The organism is Candidatus Njordibacter sp. Uisw_058, assembly GCF_047730065.1.
Taxonomy (GTDB): Bacteria; Pseudomonadota; Gammaproteobacteria; order Pseudomonadales; family Balneatricaceae; genus Njordibacter.
In genome coordinates, this window is record NZ_CP159829.1 from 115,935 (window position 1) to 136,631 (window position 20,697).

18 protein-coding genes and 1 riboswitch are annotated in these 20,697 nt (G+C 44.8%); of the genes, 11 read left to right on the plus strand and 7 right to left on the minus strand.

Features of this window, described 5'->3' with window-relative positions; genetic code table 11:
* Positions 1-132: 132 nt before the first annotated feature.
* Genes ABXT59_RS00585 through ABXT59_RS00595 form a run of 3 tightly spaced genes read left to right on the plus strand, consistent with a single transcriptional unit; the run spans position 133 to position 5,035 of the window.
* The gene (locus ABXT59_RS00585; protein WP_443637010.1) at positions 133-2,841 is read left to right on the plus strand and encodes an efflux RND transporter permease subunit; all 2,709 of its coding nucleotides are present in this window, start codon (positions 133-135) and stop codon (positions 2,839-2,841) included.
* Positions 2,838-3,725: an outer membrane lipoprotein-sorting protein gene (locus ABXT59_RS00590; RefSeq protein ID WP_443637011.1), complete on the plus strand. Its 888-nt coding sequence runs from the start codon at positions 2,838-2,840 to the stop codon at positions 3,723-3,725. Before ABXT59_RS00585 ends, ABXT59_RS00590 begins: the two co-directional genes overlap by 4 nt.
* Before the next feature lie 2 nt (positions 3,726-3,727).
* Positions 3,728-5,035: a hypothetical protein gene (locus ABXT59_RS00595; RefSeq protein WP_443637012.1), complete on the plus strand. Its 1,308-nt coding sequence runs from the start codon at positions 3,728-3,730 to the stop codon at positions 5,033-5,035.
* Here the strand turns inward: ABXT59_RS00595 and ABXT59_RS00600 are convergent.
* The 3 genes from ABXT59_RS00600 to ABXT59_RS00610 are packed head-to-tail and all read right to left on the minus strand — an operon-like array spanning position 5,006 to position 8,127.
* On the minus strand, positions 5,006-6,103 hold the full coding sequence (locus tag ABXT59_RS00600) for an alpha/beta hydrolase fold domain-containing protein (protein ID WP_443637013.1): 1,098 nt from the start codon (positions 6,101-6,103) through the stop codon (positions 5,006-5,008). The two genes, ABXT59_RS00595 and ABXT59_RS00600, sit on opposite strands and share 30 nt — an antisense overlap.
* Positions 6,100-7,275, minus strand: a complete 1,176-nt coding sequence (locus tag ABXT59_RS00605) for a vWA domain-containing protein (RefSeq protein WP_443637015.1) — start codon at positions 7,273-7,275, stop codon at positions 6,100-6,102. The genes ABXT59_RS00600 and ABXT59_RS00605 overlap by 4 nt, the downstream gene beginning before the upstream one ends.
* Before the next feature lie 6 nt (positions 7,276-7,281).
* Positions 7,282-8,127, minus strand: coding sequence for an AAA family ATPase (locus ABXT59_RS00610; protein ID WP_443637016.1), 846 nt, complete (start codon positions 8,125-8,127; stop codon positions 7,282-7,284).
* Between the two features lie 132 nt (positions 8,128-8,259).
* Here ABXT59_RS00610 and ABXT59_RS00615 point away from each other — a divergent pair, with 132 nt between their 5' ends.
* The gene (locus ABXT59_RS00615; RefSeq protein WP_443637017.1) at positions 8,260-9,291 is read left to right on the plus strand and encodes a GlxA family transcriptional regulator; all 1,032 of its coding nucleotides are present in this window, start codon (positions 8,260-8,262) and stop codon (positions 9,289-9,291) included.
* A 26-nt stretch (positions 9,292-9,317) separates the two neighbouring features.
* On the opposite strand, the gene ABXT59_RS00620 is transcribed toward ABXT59_RS00615, so the two are convergent.
* Positions 9,318-9,932, minus strand: coding sequence for an HAD family hydrolase (locus ABXT59_RS00620; RefSeq protein ID WP_443637018.1), 615 nt, complete (start codon positions 9,930-9,932; stop codon positions 9,318-9,320).
* 108 nt (positions 9,933-10,040) lie between these two features.
* Between ABXT59_RS00620 and purE the strand changes: the two genes are divergently transcribed.
* Genes purE through ABXT59_RS00640 form a run of 4 tightly spaced genes read left to right on the plus strand, consistent with a single transcriptional unit; the run spans position 10,041 to position 13,081 of the window.
* Positions 10,041-10,526, plus strand: a complete 486-nt coding sequence (gene purE / locus ABXT59_RS00625) for a 5-(carboxyamino)imidazole ribonucleotide mutase (protein ID WP_443637020.1) — start codon at positions 10,041-10,043, stop codon at positions 10,524-10,526.
* Between the two features lie 16 nt (positions 10,527-10,542).
* The gene (purK, locus tag ABXT59_RS00630) at positions 10,543-11,655 is read left to right on the plus strand and encodes a 5-(carboxyamino)imidazole ribonucleotide synthase (RefSeq protein WP_443637021.1); all 1,113 of its coding nucleotides are present in this window, start codon (positions 10,543-10,545) and stop codon (positions 11,653-11,655) included.
* Between the two features lie 30 nt (positions 11,656-11,685).
* Positions 11,686-12,204, plus strand: a complete 519-nt coding sequence (locus ABXT59_RS00635) for a potassium channel family protein (RefSeq protein WP_443637022.1) — start codon at positions 11,686-11,688, stop codon at positions 12,202-12,204.
* Positions 12,191-13,081: a heme-dependent oxidative N-demethylase family protein gene (locus tag ABXT59_RS00640; protein ID WP_443637023.1), complete on the plus strand. Its 891-nt coding sequence runs from the start codon at positions 12,191-12,193 to the stop codon at positions 13,079-13,081. Before ABXT59_RS00635 ends, ABXT59_RS00640 begins: the two co-directional genes overlap by 14 nt.
* Here the strand turns inward: ABXT59_RS00640 and ABXT59_RS00645 are convergent.
* Positions 13,053-13,694, minus strand: coding sequence for a LysE family translocator (locus tag ABXT59_RS00645; protein ID WP_443637024.1), 642 nt, complete (start codon positions 13,692-13,694; stop codon positions 13,053-13,055). The genes ABXT59_RS00640 and ABXT59_RS00645 overlap by 29 nt on opposite strands.
* A gap of 133 nt (positions 13,695-13,827) precedes the next feature.
* Positions 13,828-13,947: riboswitch (TPP riboswitch) on the plus strand.
* Positions 13,948-14,041: 94 nt separating this feature from the next.
* Between ABXT59_RS00645 and thiB the strand changes: the two genes are divergently transcribed.
* Positions 14,042-15,061, plus strand: a complete 1,020-nt coding sequence (thiB, locus tag ABXT59_RS00650; protein ID WP_443637025.1) for a thiamine ABC transporter substrate binding subunit — start codon at positions 14,042-14,044, stop codon at positions 15,059-15,061.
* Between the two features lie 157 nt (positions 15,062-15,218).
* Positions 15,219-16,367 carry an N-acetylglucosamine-6-phosphate deacetylase gene (gene nagA, locus ABXT59_RS00655; protein ID WP_443637026.1) on the plus strand — a complete coding sequence of 383 codons (1,149 nt, stop codon included), beginning with the start codon at positions 15,219-15,221 and terminating at the stop codon, positions 16,365-16,367.
* Between the two features lie 114 nt (positions 16,368-16,481).
* Here the strand turns inward: nagA and pntB are convergent, their stop codons facing one another.
* Positions 16,482-17,867, minus strand: a complete 1,386-nt coding sequence (gene pntB / locus ABXT59_RS00660) for a Re/Si-specific NAD(P)(+) transhydrogenase subunit beta (RefSeq protein ID WP_443637027.1) — start codon at positions 17,865-17,867, stop codon at positions 16,482-16,484.
* Between the two features lie 10 nt (positions 17,868-17,877).
* The gene (locus ABXT59_RS00665; protein WP_443637029.1) at positions 17,878-19,428 is read right to left on the minus strand and encodes a Re/Si-specific NAD(P)(+) transhydrogenase subunit alpha; all 1,551 of its coding nucleotides are present in this window, start codon (positions 19,426-19,428) and stop codon (positions 17,878-17,880) included.
* 450 nt (positions 19,429-19,878) lie between these two features.
* Between ABXT59_RS00665 and ABXT59_RS00670 the strand changes: the two genes are divergently transcribed.
* Positions 19,879-20,679 carry a transporter substrate-binding domain-containing protein gene (locus ABXT59_RS00670; protein ID WP_443637030.1) on the plus strand — a complete coding sequence of 267 codons (801 nt, stop codon included), beginning with the start codon at positions 19,879-19,881 and terminating at the stop codon, positions 20,677-20,679.
* Positions 20,680-20,697 lie beyond the last annotated feature (18 nt).

Here is a 20,697-nt window from a genome sequence, read left to right on the forward strand (position 1 = left end):
AGCCCGCAATTAAGCGGGCTTTTTTGATTACTGCGTCAGCGCATATGACCATTTAGTTATATGCCATCAAATAACTGGTCGTGTTAAAGTGTGAAATAAGTTGATCGTTTAATACCCTACCAGGACACATCTTTGAAAACCTTTCTTTTTAGCCTTAGTGACTTTTTTGAAAGTGTGCCAAACTACATAAGGCCCTGGCGTTGGTGGATTATCACCTTTGTGCTTGCAAGTACCCTGTTTATGGGGGTTGGCAGCACTCGATTTGTGATTGATGTAACCGTTGATTCATGGTTTAGCGAAGATGATCCAGTATTACAAAGTCTTGATGAGTTTCGTAATCAATTTGGCAGTGATGATGGGTTATTTATTGTTTACGAAGCTAAAGATGGCGATGTGTTTTCGGTGGACTCCTTACGGTTAATCGACCAACTGACCACCAGCCTTAGTCGCTGGCAAGAAATTCCACAAACCCGATTAAATAATGCTGGAATTACACCAGATCTAGCGCTTGAACTGAACCACATCAAACGGGTTCAATCCCTCACCAATGTGCGTATTCAAACCCATGTCGGCGACACCCTAAGTTCCCCACGTTTGATCCAAAATTTAATTATGGATAAAGACGAGACTCAGCAAGTTAAAGCCATCGCAATGGCCCAAAGCAATTTGCCTTTGTTCCTTTTTTCAGATAATTACCGCTTTGGCGCCATCATGTTGACCACAGATTTTGGCTCAGTTCCGATCTCTCAAAATCTTCAAGCAAACGCTGCTGACTTGATGGAAGACGACGAATTGGACTGGGCAGGCAATTTTGATGACTCTATTTTTTCTGATGTTGATACTGCAGATCAATCAAATCCTATGCGTTTTGAAGACATGGACTCCGGGCTTTATCTCTCGTTTATGGAAGCAGTGAGTCGCTTATACCAACAACCCGAAATAGCAGAGCAATTTCACTTTTATCCCATTGGCAATGCGTCTTTGGTTGAGCTTGCGGTAGATGATTTGAAACAGGCGGCGGCATTACTATTAGGTATGGTGCTGGTGATTAACCTATTATTGTGGACTTTATTTGGCTCCGTGAGCGCGGTCTTATGGCCCCAAGCTGCGATCGGTATTAGTGCCCTGTTTGTGGTGGGCACTTTAGGCTGGCTAGGTTTAGAATCCAGCACTCTCATCAGCCTTACTGTGATGTTAATTGTGGCTGTTGGGGTGGCTGATTGTGTTCATGTGATGAGCAGCTATGTGTATTTTCGCCAGCATGAGCATGAGCATGAGCAAGCGCTGTCTAAAGCTTATGCAAAAACTGGGCTACCTATTTTACTGACCACTATTACCACCATGGCGGGCATGGGAGCATTAACCATTACGGGTATGCCGCAGTTCGTGATGTTTGGTGTCACTTCTGCTGCGGGTGTATTGTTAGCCTTTTTGTATACTATTTTTCTACTACCCGTGCTCATGGATTTATGGCATCCCATGCCGAAGCAAAAATCCAGCCTACCTATGCATGGTTGGCGTTTGCGCTTGTCCTTTTTATTATGGCCAATGACTAGATTGATTAAACTCCTTTGGTTATTGGTATGGCCTGCGCGCAGACTGGTTTATCACAGTGGATTGCAATGGCTGCTCAGTGGTGTTTGGCTGCAGGATTTGTTGGATAAAATCCCTGCCTTTGTGGAGGGGTATAAGCTCTTAATCAATTGCGTTTTTGTGAGTTTATTTGCTATTTGTTTGTATGGAGCAACCCAAGTTAAAATAGATTCTAATATTGCAGAGCTTTATCGTGAGGGCTCTCCGTTAAGGACCGCTTATACTATTGTTGATGAACACATGATGGGCACAGGTAGCTTAGAAATCTTCATCAACATGAATCAGTCTGATGCTCTAATGCAAGCCGACATATTACAAACTATGGATCAGTTACAAAGTGATATTAAAGCCAAATACGCTCAGCACATTATTCGCACATACTCCCTTGCCAATCTAGTTAAAGATACCCATGCCATTATGCAAGATGGTAGCGATGCTTATAAAACCATTCCCAATGACAATATTGCTGTGGCGCAACTGCTGTATTTATTTAATAGCTCAAACCCAGAAGAACGGCGCGCCATAGTGAATGATGATTATAGTCAGAGTCACATTAGTGTGAAACTGCGTAATGCAGGCTCTAGTGAATATGCCGATTTTTTTGAGCAGGTGCAAATCGATATCGAACAAGCCTTTGCGCCCCATCGAACTCAATACCCCAACATGGACGTCCACGTTACGGGTACCTTAGCCATGATGATGAGGCTGATGGACGACATGAGTAATAACCAGTTTAAAAGTTTAGCCCTTGCCATGGTGCTTATCTCTGGTTTGTTAGTACTCACTTTAGGTTCAGTTCAAGCAGGTCTTTTGTCTATTATTCCTAATATGATACCGGCGACCTTAGCCTTTGGGCTCATGGGATTATTGGGCATACCTTTAGATACAGACACCTTGATGATCGCCCCATTGATTATAGGTATTGCCGTTGATGATACTATTCATTTTATAACCCACTACCGCATGGCACTCGCCAAACACGGTGATATGCGCTTGGCCTTGGTAGACACCATCAAGCAAGTAGGGCAAGCCGTCACTTACACAAGTTTGGTGCTTGGCTGTGGCTTCTTTATGCTTAGCTTTAGCAATTATTTAGGCCTTGCTAAGGTAGGTGCGTTTGGTTCGTTAGCTATTTTTGTTGCGTTATTGTGTGATTTACTTTTTTTCCCCGCCTTGATTATGTTTTTCAAACCTAAGTTTGGCCAACCAAACGTGATTGATAATCTACAGTTTAAAGGAGATAAATGATGGGTTTTCACATTAACATTGCTCTCATTGGCCTTAGCCTATTCATTACTAATCTTGCCCAAGCTGAAATGACAGCTCGTGAGCTAGTGCAAAAAATGAATGATAACCAACTGCTTACTACTGACTCCTCTTTTAATCTGCTACAACTTACGAGCTGTAAATATGGTACCCATAATGGCAAGCTTAAATGTGTGGAAAAACCCCGCATCAAACTCTTAGAAAGTGCACAAATTAATCTTGGAGCTGACAATAAAGACAGCCAATCAATTACCATCATACTGGAGCCTGCGAATGAAAAAGGCATTGGCATGTTGACTTATACCTACGATGCTAGTGACCAAGATAATGAGACTTGGCTCTATTTATCAGCTCTGGGCAAAGTTAAACGCATTGCTTCAGGCCGTGATGACGAGGACACGGAACCGACGAGCGTGTTTGGTTCAGAAATAAGTACCGAAGATCAAGAAACGGGCAAACTTGATCATTACACCTATAAAATATTACAAAGCGGTAACTATAAGGGCCGTCCTGTGGCAGTGATTGAATCCTTGCCTACAATAGAAGGTGCAAAACATACACGCTATGGCAAACTAAGAACCTGGGTTGATAGAGAACGTTTCATCAGCTTAAAAATACAAATGTTTGATAGGCATGGCAACGCCATTAAGCATGTATCAGCTGCTAAAGTAGAGCAAATTAATGGTATTTGGTTAGCTCGCAGTGTGACTTTCAAAAACTTAGTGAGCCAGCGTTTAACCAATATGAACATAAAAACCATAAATTTTGGACTCAACATCGATGCCAAGTTCTTAACGCAACGGGCGCTCACTGACCAAGGTTTTAGGCAAAGACACCTGCAAAGCCTCAGGGAGCAGGTGCAGTAGCTATGTTGATGAAGGTACAAATGCGCGTCTGGTGTTTGTGTTGTCTGGCTCTGTGGGCCAGTGGACAGACTCATGCGAACAGTAAAATGACCATTGATGATTTATCAGAGGTCACTCTCCCAGAGCAAGGTGTGTATGAGGAGAATTTGTTGACGGATGACGATGTGTTTACGGATGAGCTGTTTGTCCAAGATAATATTGTTGTGGGTCAAACTAAGGGCTTACAGCTGAGTATAGAGCACACTTTGGCAGTTAATCCTCAACGCAGTTATGAGCGCACAAATCACGCTACAGATTTGCGCCTTATTAGTGAAGCCCCTATAGGCCTGTTGGGTTATGCAGAATTAGAATTAAAGGCTATACAATATTGGCAGGGCGACTCACTTAAGGTCAGCGATAATGCTTTTAGCCTTTTAGACATTGAACACTTGGCACTGCAATACAGTTTAGCTGACATTAGTATTAACTTAGGTCGCTATGTCATGAGTTGGGGCGAAGTGGAAGGTTCAGGAGTTATTGATGTCATTAATCCTGTACCCAACCTTACCAGTGGCCTAACAGACCTTAAACCGCAGTGGTTACTGAGTGGCAGTTACTATATGCCGTCGGCTCAAATGTCATGGTTTGTGGGCCTCGACCCAAGTGTGACAGAAATCCCCAATGTGGCTCTAGCCCATGGTGTAGAAAAAGAATGGGGTGCAAAATATGGGCACACTGGATTAGGCACTGATTGGGCTGTTTATGCCGGTCGTATGGTACCCAATAGTGCGGTACTCAATTTAGCCACTTCTACTGCATTTGCAACGCCCTACCAATGGATAGGATACAGTTGGAACAAAGCCATGCAGGACGATCTGGTTAAATTTGATGTGGCCTATAAACGAGGCTTAGAGCATAACCATGGCTATACCGGTTTAGCGTCTAGCAATCGTTTAGATACGGCAGTAGGTTTAGAGTTGAGCCATGGTGATCAAAAGTGGGATGCCAGCATAACAGTCCAGCATTGGCTTAATTATCAATCCAGCTACCTCACTCCTTCATTAACACCGGTAGCTAGCAATCAAACCGATGTCACCATGAGTCTTGGTTTAAGTGATAGCTTTAATAATGACCAGTATAATTGGGCACTCACACACATCGACACGGCCCAAGGTGCGCTGCGTGCAATAACTGGAGAGATCACTTGGCAACCTACGGATCAATGGCAAAGCAGCCTAAGCTTTATCACCATAGCCGCCAAAAGCACCAAAGCCTATGCATCATTGGATGGCACCCAGCGACTATTCTTGAAGACTAAGTTCAGTTATTAAGCCGATGAGCTGTTGGTTAATACAAGAATCTTTTAGTGCAAGATCAAATACGATATCAAAATGATTACGGCCTGCTACCTCAATGCACTGACTCTGAACCCCATCACTGAGTAATTGTTGATAGTACTCTTGGCTTTGGCGCTTGAACTCTTGGGTTTCATTACTGCCGTAAGCAATTACACATGGAGGCAAGTCTTGGTTACTATACAAGCCTGGACTCAGATCAGTTGCGTCCTGCAAAGTTAAGCCGAGGGCCTCGTTAATAGTGGTGTTGATTAACGGTCGAAGGTCGTACACACCACTGAGTAATATTGCCCCCGAAATAGAATTTGGGCTAAGTCCGTGCAGTCCTTGCTGCGCTGCCTGTAATACGCTGGCGCATAAATGTCCACCTGCAGAACTACCAGCAATAACCACTTTATTACCATCAAAACCAAGTTCTTGGGATTCACACAAAAGCCAAGCCACGGCTTTACAGCACTGGGCAATCATGTGCTTAATAGTTGCCTTTGGCGCTAATGTGTAGTCGATGATGGCTACATTGGTACCCTGTTCTAATAGGCCTGGCGCCATGAAGCAGGATTCATTCTTACTTAGTTCTTGCCAATAACCACCATGGATATAAACCAGTAAAGGGCCATCTGTTTGAGCAGGAAAGTAATCGAGTCGTTCGCCCATATCATTGCCATAGGCAAGGTTGCTCGCATAGTTCAGTTGGTGCTGAGCATCTTTAGAATGCCTGATGTAATCGTTGATAAACACCATAATGTCGTCAACACAGGAGCTGGGAGTATACTCTTGCTCTACTTTTGCCCGGCTCATGTGTTGCCAAGGCATAGGGAATCTGCGTCTTATCAGAGGGTCTTTGCTAGGCGCGTTTAGAGCGCGGTGAGCTTTGAGTAGTTTATTAATAGGCCGGTGGCAATTACCGCAGTCCCCAGCCACTCCCAAGACCATGCGCAGTTTACGAAAGTCATTGTGGCCCTGTGCAATAGCCGTTTTAACTTTTGCTTGATCAATATCAAAACACGTGCAAATGATAGGGTTATTGATGGGGGCATCGGTCATTTGGTCAAAGCCTTAATTGCATCACCGAGTCCACTCAAAGTCATAGGATACATTTTATCATGCACCAGTTCTTGAGTCAGACCTATGGATTGAGTGTAGTGCCAATGGTCTTGTGTGACCGGATTAAGCCATGCTACTTTATCAAAGTGGTCAGTGAGGCGTTGCATCCATACGTGTCCTGCTTCTGTATTCATGTGTTCTACACTGCCATAAGGGCTGGTGATTTCATAGGGCGACATGGAAGCATCGCCCACAAATATCACTTTATAATCGCGTCCATAAGTATGTAAAATATCGTATAAGGGTGTCGGTTCGTTATGCCTGCGCATATTGTTGCGCCAAACGCTTTCATACACAAAATTGTGAAAGTAAAAATGCTCTAAGTGTTTGAACTCACTGCGACATGCAGCAAATAATTCTTCGCACACCTGAATATAGGGATCCATGGAACCGCCAACATCTAGTATGAGTAATACTTTGACGGCATTATGCCGCTCGGGTACCAGTCTAAGGTCCAGCATGCCCGCATTTTTGGCAGTTGCCCTGATGGTATCATCTAGGTCGAGTTCTTCAGCCGCCCCTGTGCGAGCAAATTGGCGCAATTTTCGTAGGGCGACCTTAATGTTTCGTGCCCCAAGTTGGACCTTATCATCAAGGTCTTTAAATTGACGTTTTTCCCACACTTTAGCGGCACTTTTATGGTTGCTCTCACCGCTAACACGAATACCTTCGGGGTGATAACCGCTATGGCCAAATGGCGAGGTGCCTCCAGTACCAACCCATTTACTTCCGCCTTGATGGCGTTTCTCCTGTTCTTTCAGGCGCTCTTTAAAAGTGTCTAAGAGTTTTTCTAAGCCACCCAAAGATTTTATCTTGGCTTTTTCCTCAACGGTCAACTGTTTGACAAATTCTGAGCGCAACCAGGCTTCTGGAATGAGGGCATCTAGCACGTCTTCTAAGCTTTCAAGTTGATCAAAATAAATGCCAAACACACGGTCAAATTTATCAAAGTTAGCTTCATCTTTAATCAAGCAGATACGTGCAAGATGGTAAAAATCATCCATGTCTGCAAACGCTAGGTGTTGCTGAAGAGCTTCCAGCAACATCAAATATTCCTCAATAGAGACAGGAATTTGAGCACGCTTTAAAGTGTAAAAAAAGTTGACTAGCATAATTGATTAACGCCCTTCTCTACGGGCCAAAAAAGCCAAGCGTTCAAGTAATTGTACGTCTTGTTCATTTTTCAATAAGGCACCATAAAGAGGTGGAATAGCTTTAGTTGGGTCGCGGTTTGCCAATAAATCTTGAGGCATTTCATCAGCCATGAGCAGCTTTAGCCAATCAATTAATTCAGAGGTTGATGGTTTCTTTTTGAGGCCAGGAATTTCACGTAGATCAAAAAACATTTGCATGGCTTCGGTGACTAAGCTTTGACTTATTTCTGGGTAGTGCACATCAACAATGGCCTTCATGGTGTGTTTGTCAGGAAAGTTAATGTAATGGAAAAAGCAGCGTCGTAAAAAGGCATCGGGTAACTCCTTTTCATTATTGCTGGTAATAATTACCACAGGTCGGTGCTTAGCTTGCACCCGTTCACCTGTTTCATAGACATCAAATTCCATTTTATCTAGCTCTACTAAAAGGTCATTAGGAAATTCGATGTCTGCTTTGTCGATCTCATCAATTAATAAAACCACGCGTTGGTCAGCATCAAAAGCTTGCCATAGCTTGCCTTTCTTAATGTAATTGCCAATGTTGTGCACCTGATCATGACCCAGTTGTGAGTCACGTAAGCGGGACACAGCGTCGTATTCATATAACCCCTGCTGGGCTTTTGTCGTGGACTTAACATGCCACTGCATTAGAGGCATACCCAAAGCTGCAGCGACTTCCTCTGCAAGCAAGGTCTTTCCAGTGCCGGGTTCACCTTTAATCAGCAAAGGCCGTTGTAAGGTGACAGCCGCATTGACGGCCATTTGTAAGTCTTTGGTGGCGACATAGTTTTTGGTGCCAGTAAAATTCATAAAACAGCTCAAACATTTATTAGTAACGCCATTTTGGCATGAATTGCGTCCCTAAGCAGTAAGACTTATAAGTCATCTTGACACTTTCATGAGTTGTTTTCTCCTCTGTAAGTTCAATGATATACTCAGACCATGATCCAGCCTCCTCAGCCTCCATCCAAAGAGCAGTTGTTTACCCTAGACCCTGCAGGTGCGCCAGTGACCAACAAACTGCCAGGTGAGCTGCGCAATTTTTGTTTTTTGCTGCAACCCAATTTTTCCATGATGGCCCTGACGTCTGCTATAGATGCTTTGCGAACCGCTAATTTGCTCAGTGAAGAAGAACTTTACACCTTTCGCCTAGTGAGCTTGGATGGTGCCGCTGTGTGCAGTGACTTAGGCTTTTCTGCCATGGCTGATCAAGCACTAGAAGAGCTTAATGTTGATCATTTGGATGCTTTTGTTGTTTGTGGTGGCTTGCGTGTTGAGCTTCAAACTCCACCACAGATCATTAGATTCTTACGTCAACCTGAGCTGCGAAAAAAGACTTTAGGGTCATTGTGGAATGGTTTATTTGCTCTAGCTCATGCTGGGGTTATTAACGACAAAAAGGCTGTGGTGCATCGGAGTAATAGAGCGAGCTTCAGGGAAACGTTTGCTGACATTAATTTAAAAGATAAAGCTTACGTTATCGATCATCAGTGTTTTAGTTGTGCAGGTGGCAATAGTGCTTTGGATATGATGTTAGAGCTCATGTTAGAAGCGAGAGGTAAGCCTTTTGTGCGAGGCATTTGTGACATTCTTACCTGTGACCGTATCAGTGACACGGGTGAACCGGCATTTTTAAGTGATCAGGCTGATACGCAGTTACCCAAAAGCCTTCAAGACACCATTTGTTTAATGCAAAACAACATGGAAGAAATGTTGTCAGCTGAAGAAATTGCGTCTTTAGTTGGCATTACTCGGCGACAGATTGAGCGTCAGTTTCAGCGATATCTAGGCAGCACACCCACGCGTTATTACTTGGAACTGCGACTCAAGCGATGCCATCAACTGCTCACTCAGACCCAGTTGAGTATGAGTGATATCTCCTTGGCTTGTGGGTTTGTATCCTACCCACATTTTAGCAAATGTTATCGTCAATACTTTGAGGTAACACCGTCTCATACTCGACGACAATCATAGTTATTAAAAGAACCGGTGCATGGCCTTTAGCTATCGATGAGTTGGTTTAGGTGATTAATCCCCCAGTCCGTCATCTGAGGCCATGGGTACTGTGCTGAAGTATCAATGTGTACCGTCGATACTGCAGCGGCTCTGCCAGCTTCTAGGTCAAACAAGTAATCGCCTACCATCACACTGTCACTTGTTTTAGCGCCCCATTGTGCCAAGAGTAACTGTATGCCGGCAGGGTCGGGTTTGGGTTCGCAAGACGCGCGGTCCAAAATGTCTTGGGAAGTGAAAAAGCCATCCAAGTTACAAATTGCCAATGTTTGTATGGCAGCAGGCATGACATTGCGGGTTAATATGCCAAGGTTGGCGCCTTTTTTTTGCAGGTGATCGAGGAGCTCGTATGCGCCTGGCATCGGTTTAGCCAAGCTTGCAAAGTAGGACTCCAAGGCATTGATTTTTTCCCACATAGGTGCGGCTTGTTCCTGGGGCATGGCTTGCACCGTTCCCAAAATGTCTGAGCCTGAAGCTAAACCTAACTCGCTTCTCATCATGTCAAAGTCATGCACGCCTATGGTTAGTGTGCCGTCCATATCAAAGATCCAGTGTTTTTTGGCCAAGATATTTTTATGTTGTTGGTTTAAAGACAGTTTCATGGGTCTAATTTAACAAATTTTGCATGAAATAGGCTAGTTTTACTTTCCATTGTTTAGCCTTTTCGGGCCATGTGGTAAAATTAATACTTCATTTTTGGAGGATAACCAATGGGCGCACAAGTTGCCGTTATCATGGGGTCTAAGAGCGACTGGCCATGCATGCAAGAAGCTACGCAAATTATGGACCGTTTGGGTGTGAGTTACGAAGTAGCAGTAGTGTCTGCTCATCGTACACCCGATAAACTTATGGAGTTTTCCTCCCAAGCTGCAGGTCGCGGTATTCAGGTGATTATTGCGGGCGCTGGTGGTGCTGCTCATTTGCCTGGCATGGTCGCATCCAAAACCCGCCTACCTGTGTTAGGTGTGCCAGTAGAAAGTAAGGCTCTTAGTGGTGTTGATAGCCTTTATTCGATTGTGCAAATGCCCCGAGGAGTGGCTGTGGGGAGTCTGGCCATTGGTGGGGCAGGGGCCTTTAACGCAGGTCTACTTGCGAGCCAAATATTGGCTAACCAAGATGCTCAATTGGCGCAACGTATTGAAGAATTTCGCACGCAACAAACGCAAACTATATTAGATAACCCTGACCCAAGATAAGGTTGATTCAAACGTCATGAAACCAGCAATAAAACGTGTGTGGGTATTGGGAGCAGGCCAGTTAGGAGCCATGCTAAAACATGCAGCTCAACCACTGGGGGTTGATTTACGTCCCGTAGATATTGCATTAGATGCCAACTTGCCCCTAGATGATGGGGATGTCATTACCGCAGAACGTGAGCAATGGCCATCGACCAAAGCCACAGATCAATTGGCGGCTCATCCTAACTTTGTGAACCAAGAGGTATTTGGTTTGGTGGCAGATCGTGTGACCCAAAAACAAATGTTAGATCGTCTAAATTTACCGACCGCACCTTGGGTCCTTGTCACAGAGCAAGATACTGCAGCCGGCCTGCATCAGCAATATGGCGCTCGCGTTCTGCTCAAGCAACGCACGGGTGGATTTGATGGCCGCGGTCAGCATTGGTTAGTGGAGCATCAAGGCAGCGATAACCAGACCAGTCCCCATCTTAGTAATGCGATTCCTCACGGTTGGCATAATAAAGTCATTGCGGAGCAAGCGATTGCTTTTGATGAAGAAGTGTCCATTGTGGGTGTGCGTAATCGCGTAGGGGAATGCCACTATTATCCACTGGCCCTTAATCGCCACCAAGACGGCATCCTTACGGTCACCTTGGCGCCTTTAGAGCGTCTGAGTAGTCTACAAAACGCGGCTCAAGCCATGCTGAAAAAGGTCATGGACGAGCTTGATTATGTGGGTGTAATGGCTATGGAGTTATTTAGAGTTGGTGAGCGCTTACTTATTAATGAACTCGCTCCACGTGTACATAACAGCGGACACTGGACCCAGTCTGGCGCGAGCATCAGTCAGTTTGAATATCATGTACGAGCCACGGCAGATTTACCTCTAGCCCCGGCGGTTATTAAACACAAAAGTGTGATGATCAATCTCATAGGCATTGAATACAACTTAGCTTGGTTAGCATTGCCCGGCGCTGAAGTTTTTTGGTATGGTAAAGACGTTAGACCGATGCGTAAGGTGGGTCATATTAACTTTTCTATGGCGCACCAAGTGCAGTTGCTTGACTCCTTAAAGTCGCTTCAAGCAACCCTGCCTGATTGGTACCAACCCGCCCTAGATTGGGCTATCAACGAACTGGAAAGTTAGCAATGTCGGCGCAGCTAAGCAGGCCGAGTTATGGTCGCCTCCCATGGTGGCATAAGCCCGAGTATAGAGATTCCGCGCATGAACAAACACATCTATAAAACAGACGAGTATGGTATTCGTAACTATAGTCTATTGGCGCTTGGAGCCGCGGGGGTGTGCTTGCTTTACAGCGTCATCGGTGTGTTGGCTATGGCGCTATTACATTTTGAAGCGAGTGCAGTAAACACCAATATAAAGACCTATGTTGATGCCTTTTGGACCTTACAAATGAGTGCCAGTACTATTGGTTTTGGTGATCATTTTCCGGTCACTGTGGGCGGTCGTATGGTGGTAGCCGCCATGTTTTATGTGGGTGTAGGACTCGTGGGGTTCATTGGCGCTCTAATCGCCGAGCGCATGCTTGGCTTTGCTGATACAAATGTAAAAAACCGAGAATTACGTCAGCAAAATAGTGCTATTTTGGCGCACAATAAAGAGCTAGAAAATAAAATCGATCTGCTCATTAATCGGGTTGAGAAACTTGTGGGTCAGCATCATGAACATCAATAAAGGGCCTATTACAGGGCCAAAATATTTGCCTCATATGCAGCATAAAGACGTTATTTCTATGGGTATGGAATCTATAGACAGGCGTCACTGGATAGAGCCTGATGCATCTTATCCACAGTTCTTAGAACATAAACTGTCGTTAAAAGAGTTGCAACAAGAACACATATTCGAGGCCTTACCCAGTGCTTATGAAGCTCAGGAGGAGCTGGCTTTCGAGTTAAAACGACATTTACTAGACCAGCATAGTCACTTATATTGTCCCCTAGCGGATGGCCTGAGTTATTTGCCCAATGGCATTGAACTGGTGGGTGCCAGCACACAGCCTCTTTGGCATGCGTCTTTATGGGTAGCGGATGACTTACTCATCATGCAGAAGCTAGACGGCCAATATTGCCTTACTGCAGCGAGCTTATGCAGTCCCAGTAGCTGGCATTTGGCGCAAAAAATAGGTCATTCTATGGCAAGGATTCATGACCCAGTGCCTAGCTTACATCAAAAATTGACGCCTAAAATAGATCGATTTTTTGATCACCTAATGGTAGAAAAACCCATTCAACGGTTTAATTGGTCACTTCAAGCTAATACAAATTTGGCACAGTTTCCAGAAGATAAAATCATCCATCCAGCCAGTACAGCTTTATATTACCGATGTGAACGACAAACTCTGACCCGATTACCACAAACGAATGCCATTGCCTTTACGATTAGAGTTTATGTCTATCCAATAATGAGCCTAACTCAGGTACCAGATGCCTTAACACAATTAAAAGCTGCCATAGACGCGATGCCTAAAGCGGTCGCAAGTTATAAAGAAATAATCTATTTCGCACCTGCGCTGCAAAAGTATTTTAGTGACCTGAGCTCATTAAAAGACTAACTCCAAAATAGGTAAATAAGCCCCCAGCCGCCATGTTACTCCAACGAGTTAAGAGTGATGCGTGTTTGAGCTTAGTGCTTATGTGGGCACTAAACCAAGCAACTATTAAGCACCAAACTAAGCCATTAAAACTAAAGATAAAGCCCAAAAATAAAAATGATAGACTCACATTAGGCGTATCTGGAACAATAAATTGAGGCACAAATGCAATAAAGAATAAGGCGACTTTAGGGTTTAAGGCATTGGTTAAAAACCCTTGGTAAAAAATAGTGCTGTGGTTAAAGTAACCGACTGAAGATAAAGTGTTGTGGGCCTTAGTTGGGTTTTTAAGGAGCATGCATAAACCCATATAGAGTAGATATAAGCCGCCCATTACCTTGATTAAAATAAAGGTGTTAGGAGACGCTATCATTAGAGCAGATAACCCGAAAGCGGCAGCAAGAATATGCACCAAGGTGCCGGTAGTCACCCCCAAGGCAGCTAACACGCCGCCTCGAAACCCAAAATTGCTGCTGCGGTGGGTAATAAATACAAAGTCTTGACCAGGCACTATGTTCAAAGCCACACCGGCGCTGATAAATATCCAAAGATCTTGTGTTCCCAGCATAGACATGTGCTACCTTTAAAAATAATACAATACTCAGTCGGTGAAGAGTTAAGCCTGAGCATGAAATATATAGTATGTGCTAAAAATATACCCTGCAAGGCTTGCAATGAAGGCCCACTTTAGTCTATATTGCGCCCACTATGACTTGTCGGGGTGCCCAGTTAATTACTAATTAACGCGTTGGGTTGAGATCACAAATGTGAATCCCGTTGTACCTGATCTGGATAATGCCAGCGTAGGGAACAAGGAAACGCACCCTCGCAAGCCCGCCTTGCTCTGCTCCCTCCTCCTAATAGTTGCCAATAAATCATTGGCCGTCATAGCAATTAATGAGTTAATTTTTAGGAGTAATTATGTCTCACAATACGGCTATTTTTGCCGCCGCCTGTTTAAGCCTATCGTTAATCACTGCACCTGCTTTGGCAGATGATAGCAGCAATAAAGTACTTACCGTTTATACCTATGATTCCTTTGTATCAGACTGGGGTATGGGGCCTTTGATCAAACCCACCTTTGAGCAGCAATGTGCTTGTACATTAAATCTAGTCGGCATGGACGACGCTGTTGCAATGCTGCAGCGGTTAAAATTAGAAGGCGCCTCTTCACCCGCAGACTTAGTGTTAGGGTTAGATTTGAACCTTGTTGATGACGCTAAAAAAAGTGGCCTGTTTACCAGCCACTCGGTTGATACCAGCAGTTTGGAAATGCCGATTGCGTGGCAAGATGATACCTTTGTGCCTTTTGATTATGGCTACTTTGCGTTTGTCTACAACACTGAACTCATGGCCAATCCTCCCAAAAGTTTAGATGAGTTGGTCAACGCAGGCCCAGAATTAAAAATCATTATTCAAGACCCCCGATCTAGCACTCCAGGCTTAGGTTTGTTGTTGTGGATGAAGTCTGTTTATGGTGATCAGGCTGATGCCGCTTGGGCCAAACTATCAGACAATATTTTGACCACTACCAAAGGCTGGAGTGAAGCGTATTTTAGTTTGTTCTTAGCAGGTGAAGCCCCCATGGTGCTGAGCTACAGCACGTCTCCTGCCTACCATATGGAAATTGAGGGTACGGATCAATACCAAGCAGCTGCATTTGAAGAAGGTCATTACCTCCAAGTTGAAGTGGCGGCCAAGTTAAAATCTTCAAAAAATGCACAGTTAGCTGATGAATTCCTCAGCTTCATGGTGAGTGAAGGCTTCCAAAAACATTTGCCATTGAGTAATGTCATGTATCCTGTTAGGTCTCCAGCAGATATGCCAGCCGCCTATAGCAAGCTGATTAAACCAACAAAAGTATTACAGCTAGATACGCAGCAAATTAATCAAAATCGCAAGCAGTGGGTGAGTGACTGGCTTAATGTGATGACCCAGTAAGCACTGAGTAACCTGCATCATTATTGCCATCTCATAGGACTGTAACTGCAGTAAGAGATGTGGGTGTAGCTTTTTTATTCGATGCGCAGCAAGATAACGACTGGCTTAAGAAAAAGTGGGCTGAAAAAAATGAACCTAGAGCCGAGTATAGGGAGCTATGCAAAAACTTAAGGCACTAATAAACGGTCGTATATTCACGGGTGAAAAAATTCTTCATCAACATGTTTTGTTGGTGGAGAAGGGCCATATCATCGACATAGTGCCGGAGCATTTATTGCCCCAGGTCAAGGATTGTTATGACCTCAATGGGGGCTTATTAGCTCCTGGATTTATAGATTTGCATGTCAATGGTGCAGCAGGGGCATTACTCAACCATCAACCCAGTTCCCAAGCACTGCAAACCATTGCCCAAGCGCACCGTGAATATGGTACTACTGCATTTCTTCCCACTTTAATGACCGACACACGGGAACAAATGGTTAATGCAGTTGCTGCAGTTGTTGCAGCCGTAGAACTAGGTGTACCAGGTATATTGGGCATCCATTTAGAAGGACCTTACCTTAACGCGAAACGCAAAGGGGTTCATTCAGCCAAACGCATTCGAGTACCTTCAAGTGACGAAGATTTAAACCATTTATTCGATGTATTTCCAGCTCACCTAATTAAACTAATAACCTTGGCACCAGAGCGGGTCAGTCCCGAATTTATTCAGCGCCTAATAAGGCACGGCATGATCGTTTCTGCAGGCCACACTGAGGCTAGCTATGATCAAATGCAAATTGCCCTCGCTCATGGAGTCACAGGTTTTACCCATTTATTCAATGCTATGAGCCCCATGACTAGCCGTGAGCCGGGGGTGGTTGGAGCCGCCTTAGACCATGGGGATAGCTGGTGTGGATTAATTGTTGATGGCCACCATGTGCATCCAGTCACTTTGCGCCAAGCCATTAAAGCTAAGGCTAAAGGTAAAATGATGCTGGTGACAGATGCCATGCACACGATGGGTCAGGGTGCGGGCCGATTTGATTTAATGGGCAGCCCTATTGTTAGTGAGAATGGAAAGGTGACCACTCTCAATGGCACCTTGGCTGGCAGTAATTTAGACATGGCTACTGCCGTGCGCAATACCGTCCAGCAAGTAGGTCTGGGGCTAGAAGAGGCATTACGCATGGCCTCACTTTACCCCGCACAGTTTTTAAAGTTGGATCATAAAATTGGACGAATCGCTAAAGGTTTTCAAGCAGATTTGGTGTTAATTGATGATCATATGCAAGTGCAGCAGACCTGGATAAAAGGAGAAACTTAAACGGTTTAAAAACAGACTTTATGCTCTAACCCTGCCTGTCTGTAAGGTAAAAAAAGCCCATAAACCATGATTACAATGATTTATAGGCTTTCAAAGGCTATTTGCTTGCCAGCCCTAAAGGCTGCTAGCTATTTGATCACATGAGGCCTTAGCGTCACCAAACAACATTTTAGTATTGTCTAAAAAGAATAATGGATTTTGCACACCTGCATAGCCAGAGGCCATGCCACGCTTAAATACCACTACATTTTTAGCGTCCCATACCTCAAGCACGGGCATTCCTGCAATGGGGCTACCTGGCTTTTTAGCGGCTGGATTAACCGTATCATTAGCACCAATGACTAACACGACATCTGTATTGGCAAAGTCGTCATTGATTTCATCCATTTCTAACACAATATCATAAGGCACTTTTGCTTCTGCCAGCAAAACGTTCATATGGCCAGGCAAGCGCCCTGCAACAGGGTGGATCCCAAAACGCACATTAACGCCTTTGGCCCTTAGCTTTTGAGTAATATCTTGTACTTGGTATTGCGCTTGCGCTACGGCCATACCATAACCTGGGGTAATGACCACTGATGAAGCGTTGCTGAGCATGCTAGCGACTTCTTCTGCAGTCGTGGGTTGCACTTCACCTTGTTCCTCATCATCACTCACAATGGGATCATTACCAAAGCCACCAGCGATGACTGAAATGAACGAACGGTTCATGGCGCGGCACATAATGTAACTTAATATGGCGCCCGAAGAGCCCACCAAGGCACCCGTTACGATGAGCAAATCATTACCTAATAAGAAGCCTGCTGCTGCGGCTGCCCAGCCTGAATAAGAGTTCAGCATAGACACCACAACAGGCATGTCGGCGCCTCCTATAGAAGCCACCAAATGCCAGCCAAAGACTAAGGCGATCAGTGTCATGACCATTAGGTGGGTATCATTGCCACCTTGGTTAACAAACTGCACCAACATGACCGCGCTGACCAGTAAAGCTAACAAATTTAACTTGTGGCGGTGGGGCAGGTTAAGAGCTTTGGATGACATGATGCCGCGTAATTTACCAAAGGCGACTAAAGAACCGGTAAAGGTGACGGCACCAATAAAGACTCCCAAAAATACTTCGACCAAGTGAATGTTTTGCATCACTGGGGTGAGATCTGGGGCATGGTCTAAATAACTGTTAATACCCACAAACATTGCAGCTAAACCCACAAAACTATGAAGAATTGCTACTAATTCAGGCATTTCCGTCATGGCCACCCGTTTAGCCATATAAATACCAATAGCCGCACCTATGAGCATGGCAATAATGATGTAACTTAGTCCAGTAGTAAGCCCCATTACTTTAGGACTTAATAAAGTGGCGACGAGGGCAATACCCATACCCACGATGCCCAACCATATGCCACGCTTGGCTGATTCTTGCTGGGACAGTCCACCGAGGGACATAATAAATAATACAGCGGCGATAATGTAAGCCGTGATAACCATACCTGCTTGCATTGGTCGTCTCCTATTTCTGAAACATTTTTAACATACGCTTGGTGACATAAAAGCCGCCAGCAATGTTAATGGAAGCGATGAGTACGGAGATCAACGCAAGAATTGAGACGAGGTTAAGTTCGTCACTTACCTGTAATAAAGCCCCCACAACAATAATGCCAGACACTGCGTTCGTGATCGCCATAAGAGGAGTGTGAAGGGCATGCTTAACGTTCCATACGACGTAATAACCAATAATGCAGGCCAATACAAACACCGTAAAGTGGCCTAAGAAAGCGGCGGGTGCATTGACAGCAATCCAGCCCACTAACAAAGCACCAGCGGCACTTAAGCCATATTTAACTAAGGGTGAGATTTCCTGTTTAGCAGGTTCAATAGGCGCGGTATCGTCAACTTTCTTTGGTGGCGCTGCGGCCACCTGAATGGGAGGCGCAGGCCATGTCACTGCACCGTCTTTAGTCACTGTCACTCCGCGCATGATGGGGTCTTCAAAGTCGATCGCCAGTTGACCATCTTTCTCGGGACAAAGGAGTTTGAGTAAGTTGACTAGGTTATTGCCATATAACTGAGAAGCTTGGCTGGGCAGACGAGCTGGCATGTCAGTATAGCCGATGACCGTCACACCATTATCGGTGGTCACCACTTTTCCAGGTTGGGTCAGATCACAATTACCACCGCCACCAGCGGCTAAATCTACGATCACGCTGCCAGGAGTCATACTGGCCACCATGGCCGATGTAATCAGCTTAGGTGATGGTTTACCAGGAATCATAGCTGTGGTGATAATAATATCAACTTCTTTGGCTTGTTCGGCAAAGAGTGCCATCTCAGCTTCAATAAAGGCCTTACTCATGACCTTGGCATAACCATCACCAGAGCCACTTTCTTCTTCCATTTCCACTTCTAGAAACTCAGCACCCATAGAATTAATTTGTTCTTTGACTTCGGGACGAGTGTCAAATGCGCGCACAATCGCACCCAAACTTCCAGCAGCCCCTAGAGCCGCCAGTCCAGCGACACCGGCGCCGATAATCAGTACTTTAGCGGGGGGCACTTTGCCTGCAGCGGTAATTTGCCCAGTAAAGAATCGGCCAAAATGGTGAGCTGCTTCAATAACGGCTCGATAACCACCAATGTTAGCCATGGAGCTTAACGCATCCATCGACTGTGAGCGGGATATGCGTGGCACCGATTCCATCGCCAAGGCAGTAATATTGCGCTCAGCAAGCTGTTTGAGTTGGTCTTCGTTTTGCGCTGGAGCCATAAAACTAATTAAATGGCCTCCCTCTTTGAGTAATTCGAGCTCATGACACTTTTGCCCAGGATGATCTATTAAGGGGTTGACCTTAAGCACCAAATCGCTCTGGTAGACCTCTTTGGTATTGGCGTTAATAGATGCTCCAGCAGCTTCATAAGCAGCATCGTCAAAGTTTGCTGCAAGTCCAGCAGTGGACTCGATGCAAACATCGAAGCCGAGTTTTTTTAACAGTTCGACTGTTTTTGGGGTGGCAGCGACTCGAGTTTCGCCCGCCAAAGGTTCTTTTGGAATACCGATAAGCATGGGATTACCTGTGCATGTGGTAGAAATAAAAATCGATCATACTGATTAATAGGATTGATTGCAGTTATTTTAATGCGACCAAATTTAACCACTTTACGTCAAAAAGCACAACCAACGCGCAGATAATGGTGAGTTAAGCGCTGAATACTGAATATAGTCAGTCCGCTTTTAGGCTCTGCGGGTATGCTTAGCATCAAAGGTGGGTTAGCAAAAACAACAGTTCCAGAGGTCAGTTATAAAATTCGACACTTGGAGCGAGCAAGCATTATGGGTTGAGTAACATGAGTTAAGTCACATTAATGAAGGGATTTTGGTTAACTGGCACAGGCTTGTAGATCTTAGGTCATGGGCTGATTAAGTTAACAAAATAATCAGTAGACAGTGTATCCAATATCCATTATCTTAAGGGCTGCTCAATTGTTAAGGTCTTTAAACCAAGGAGAAGTAATAATGTTAAAAAAAATAATCACCATGATTGCACTAACTTCGCTTTACACAGCCCCTGCCATGGCCGACACATTAGATGATGTGATTGATCGTGGCGAACTACGTTGCGGTGTTGTGTTAGATTTCCCACCAATCGGCTACCGTGATGCTAATAATGAACCAGCCGGTTTTGATGTTGAGTATTGCAACGATCTTGCTTTGTCATTAGAAGTGGATCCAGTAATCCTGCCATTGACTTGGTCAGAGCGTCTACCAGTGATCGTGACTGGTAGGGCCGATGTAGTGTTCGGTGGCACATCAGACAGTCTAGCTCGCGCTAGAACAGTTGGATTTACCATCCCATATGCTATTTACTATGCTCAAGGTGTGGTTAATTCCAACAGTGGAATCAAGACTTTTGAAGATATGCGTGGTAAACGTGTTGCTGCTGCGGTAGGTACCGTGCCAGAACAGGAATGGTTAGAAATTGCCAAGGAGTGGGGCGAGGAAGATAACTATCAGGGTTATCAATCTGAAAATGAAGTATTTTTAGCTGTAGCTCAGGGTAAGGCTGATATTGGTATTACCACCAATACCGCGGTGTTACCAATTACCAACAAATATGACAACATTGATGCAGGTCCTCGTATGCCTTGGACCACAGACTACACATCAGTGGTCGGTAAGCGTGAAGATGTGACTTGGTTAAACTACCTGAACTTGTTTGTGACTCATCAAGTTCGCTCTGGTCGCTACCAAGAACTGTGGGATAAATATGTAGGTGGTCAAGCGCCTGAATTACGTATTCCTGGTGTCATGTATTAATTGATAATGTTCTTAACC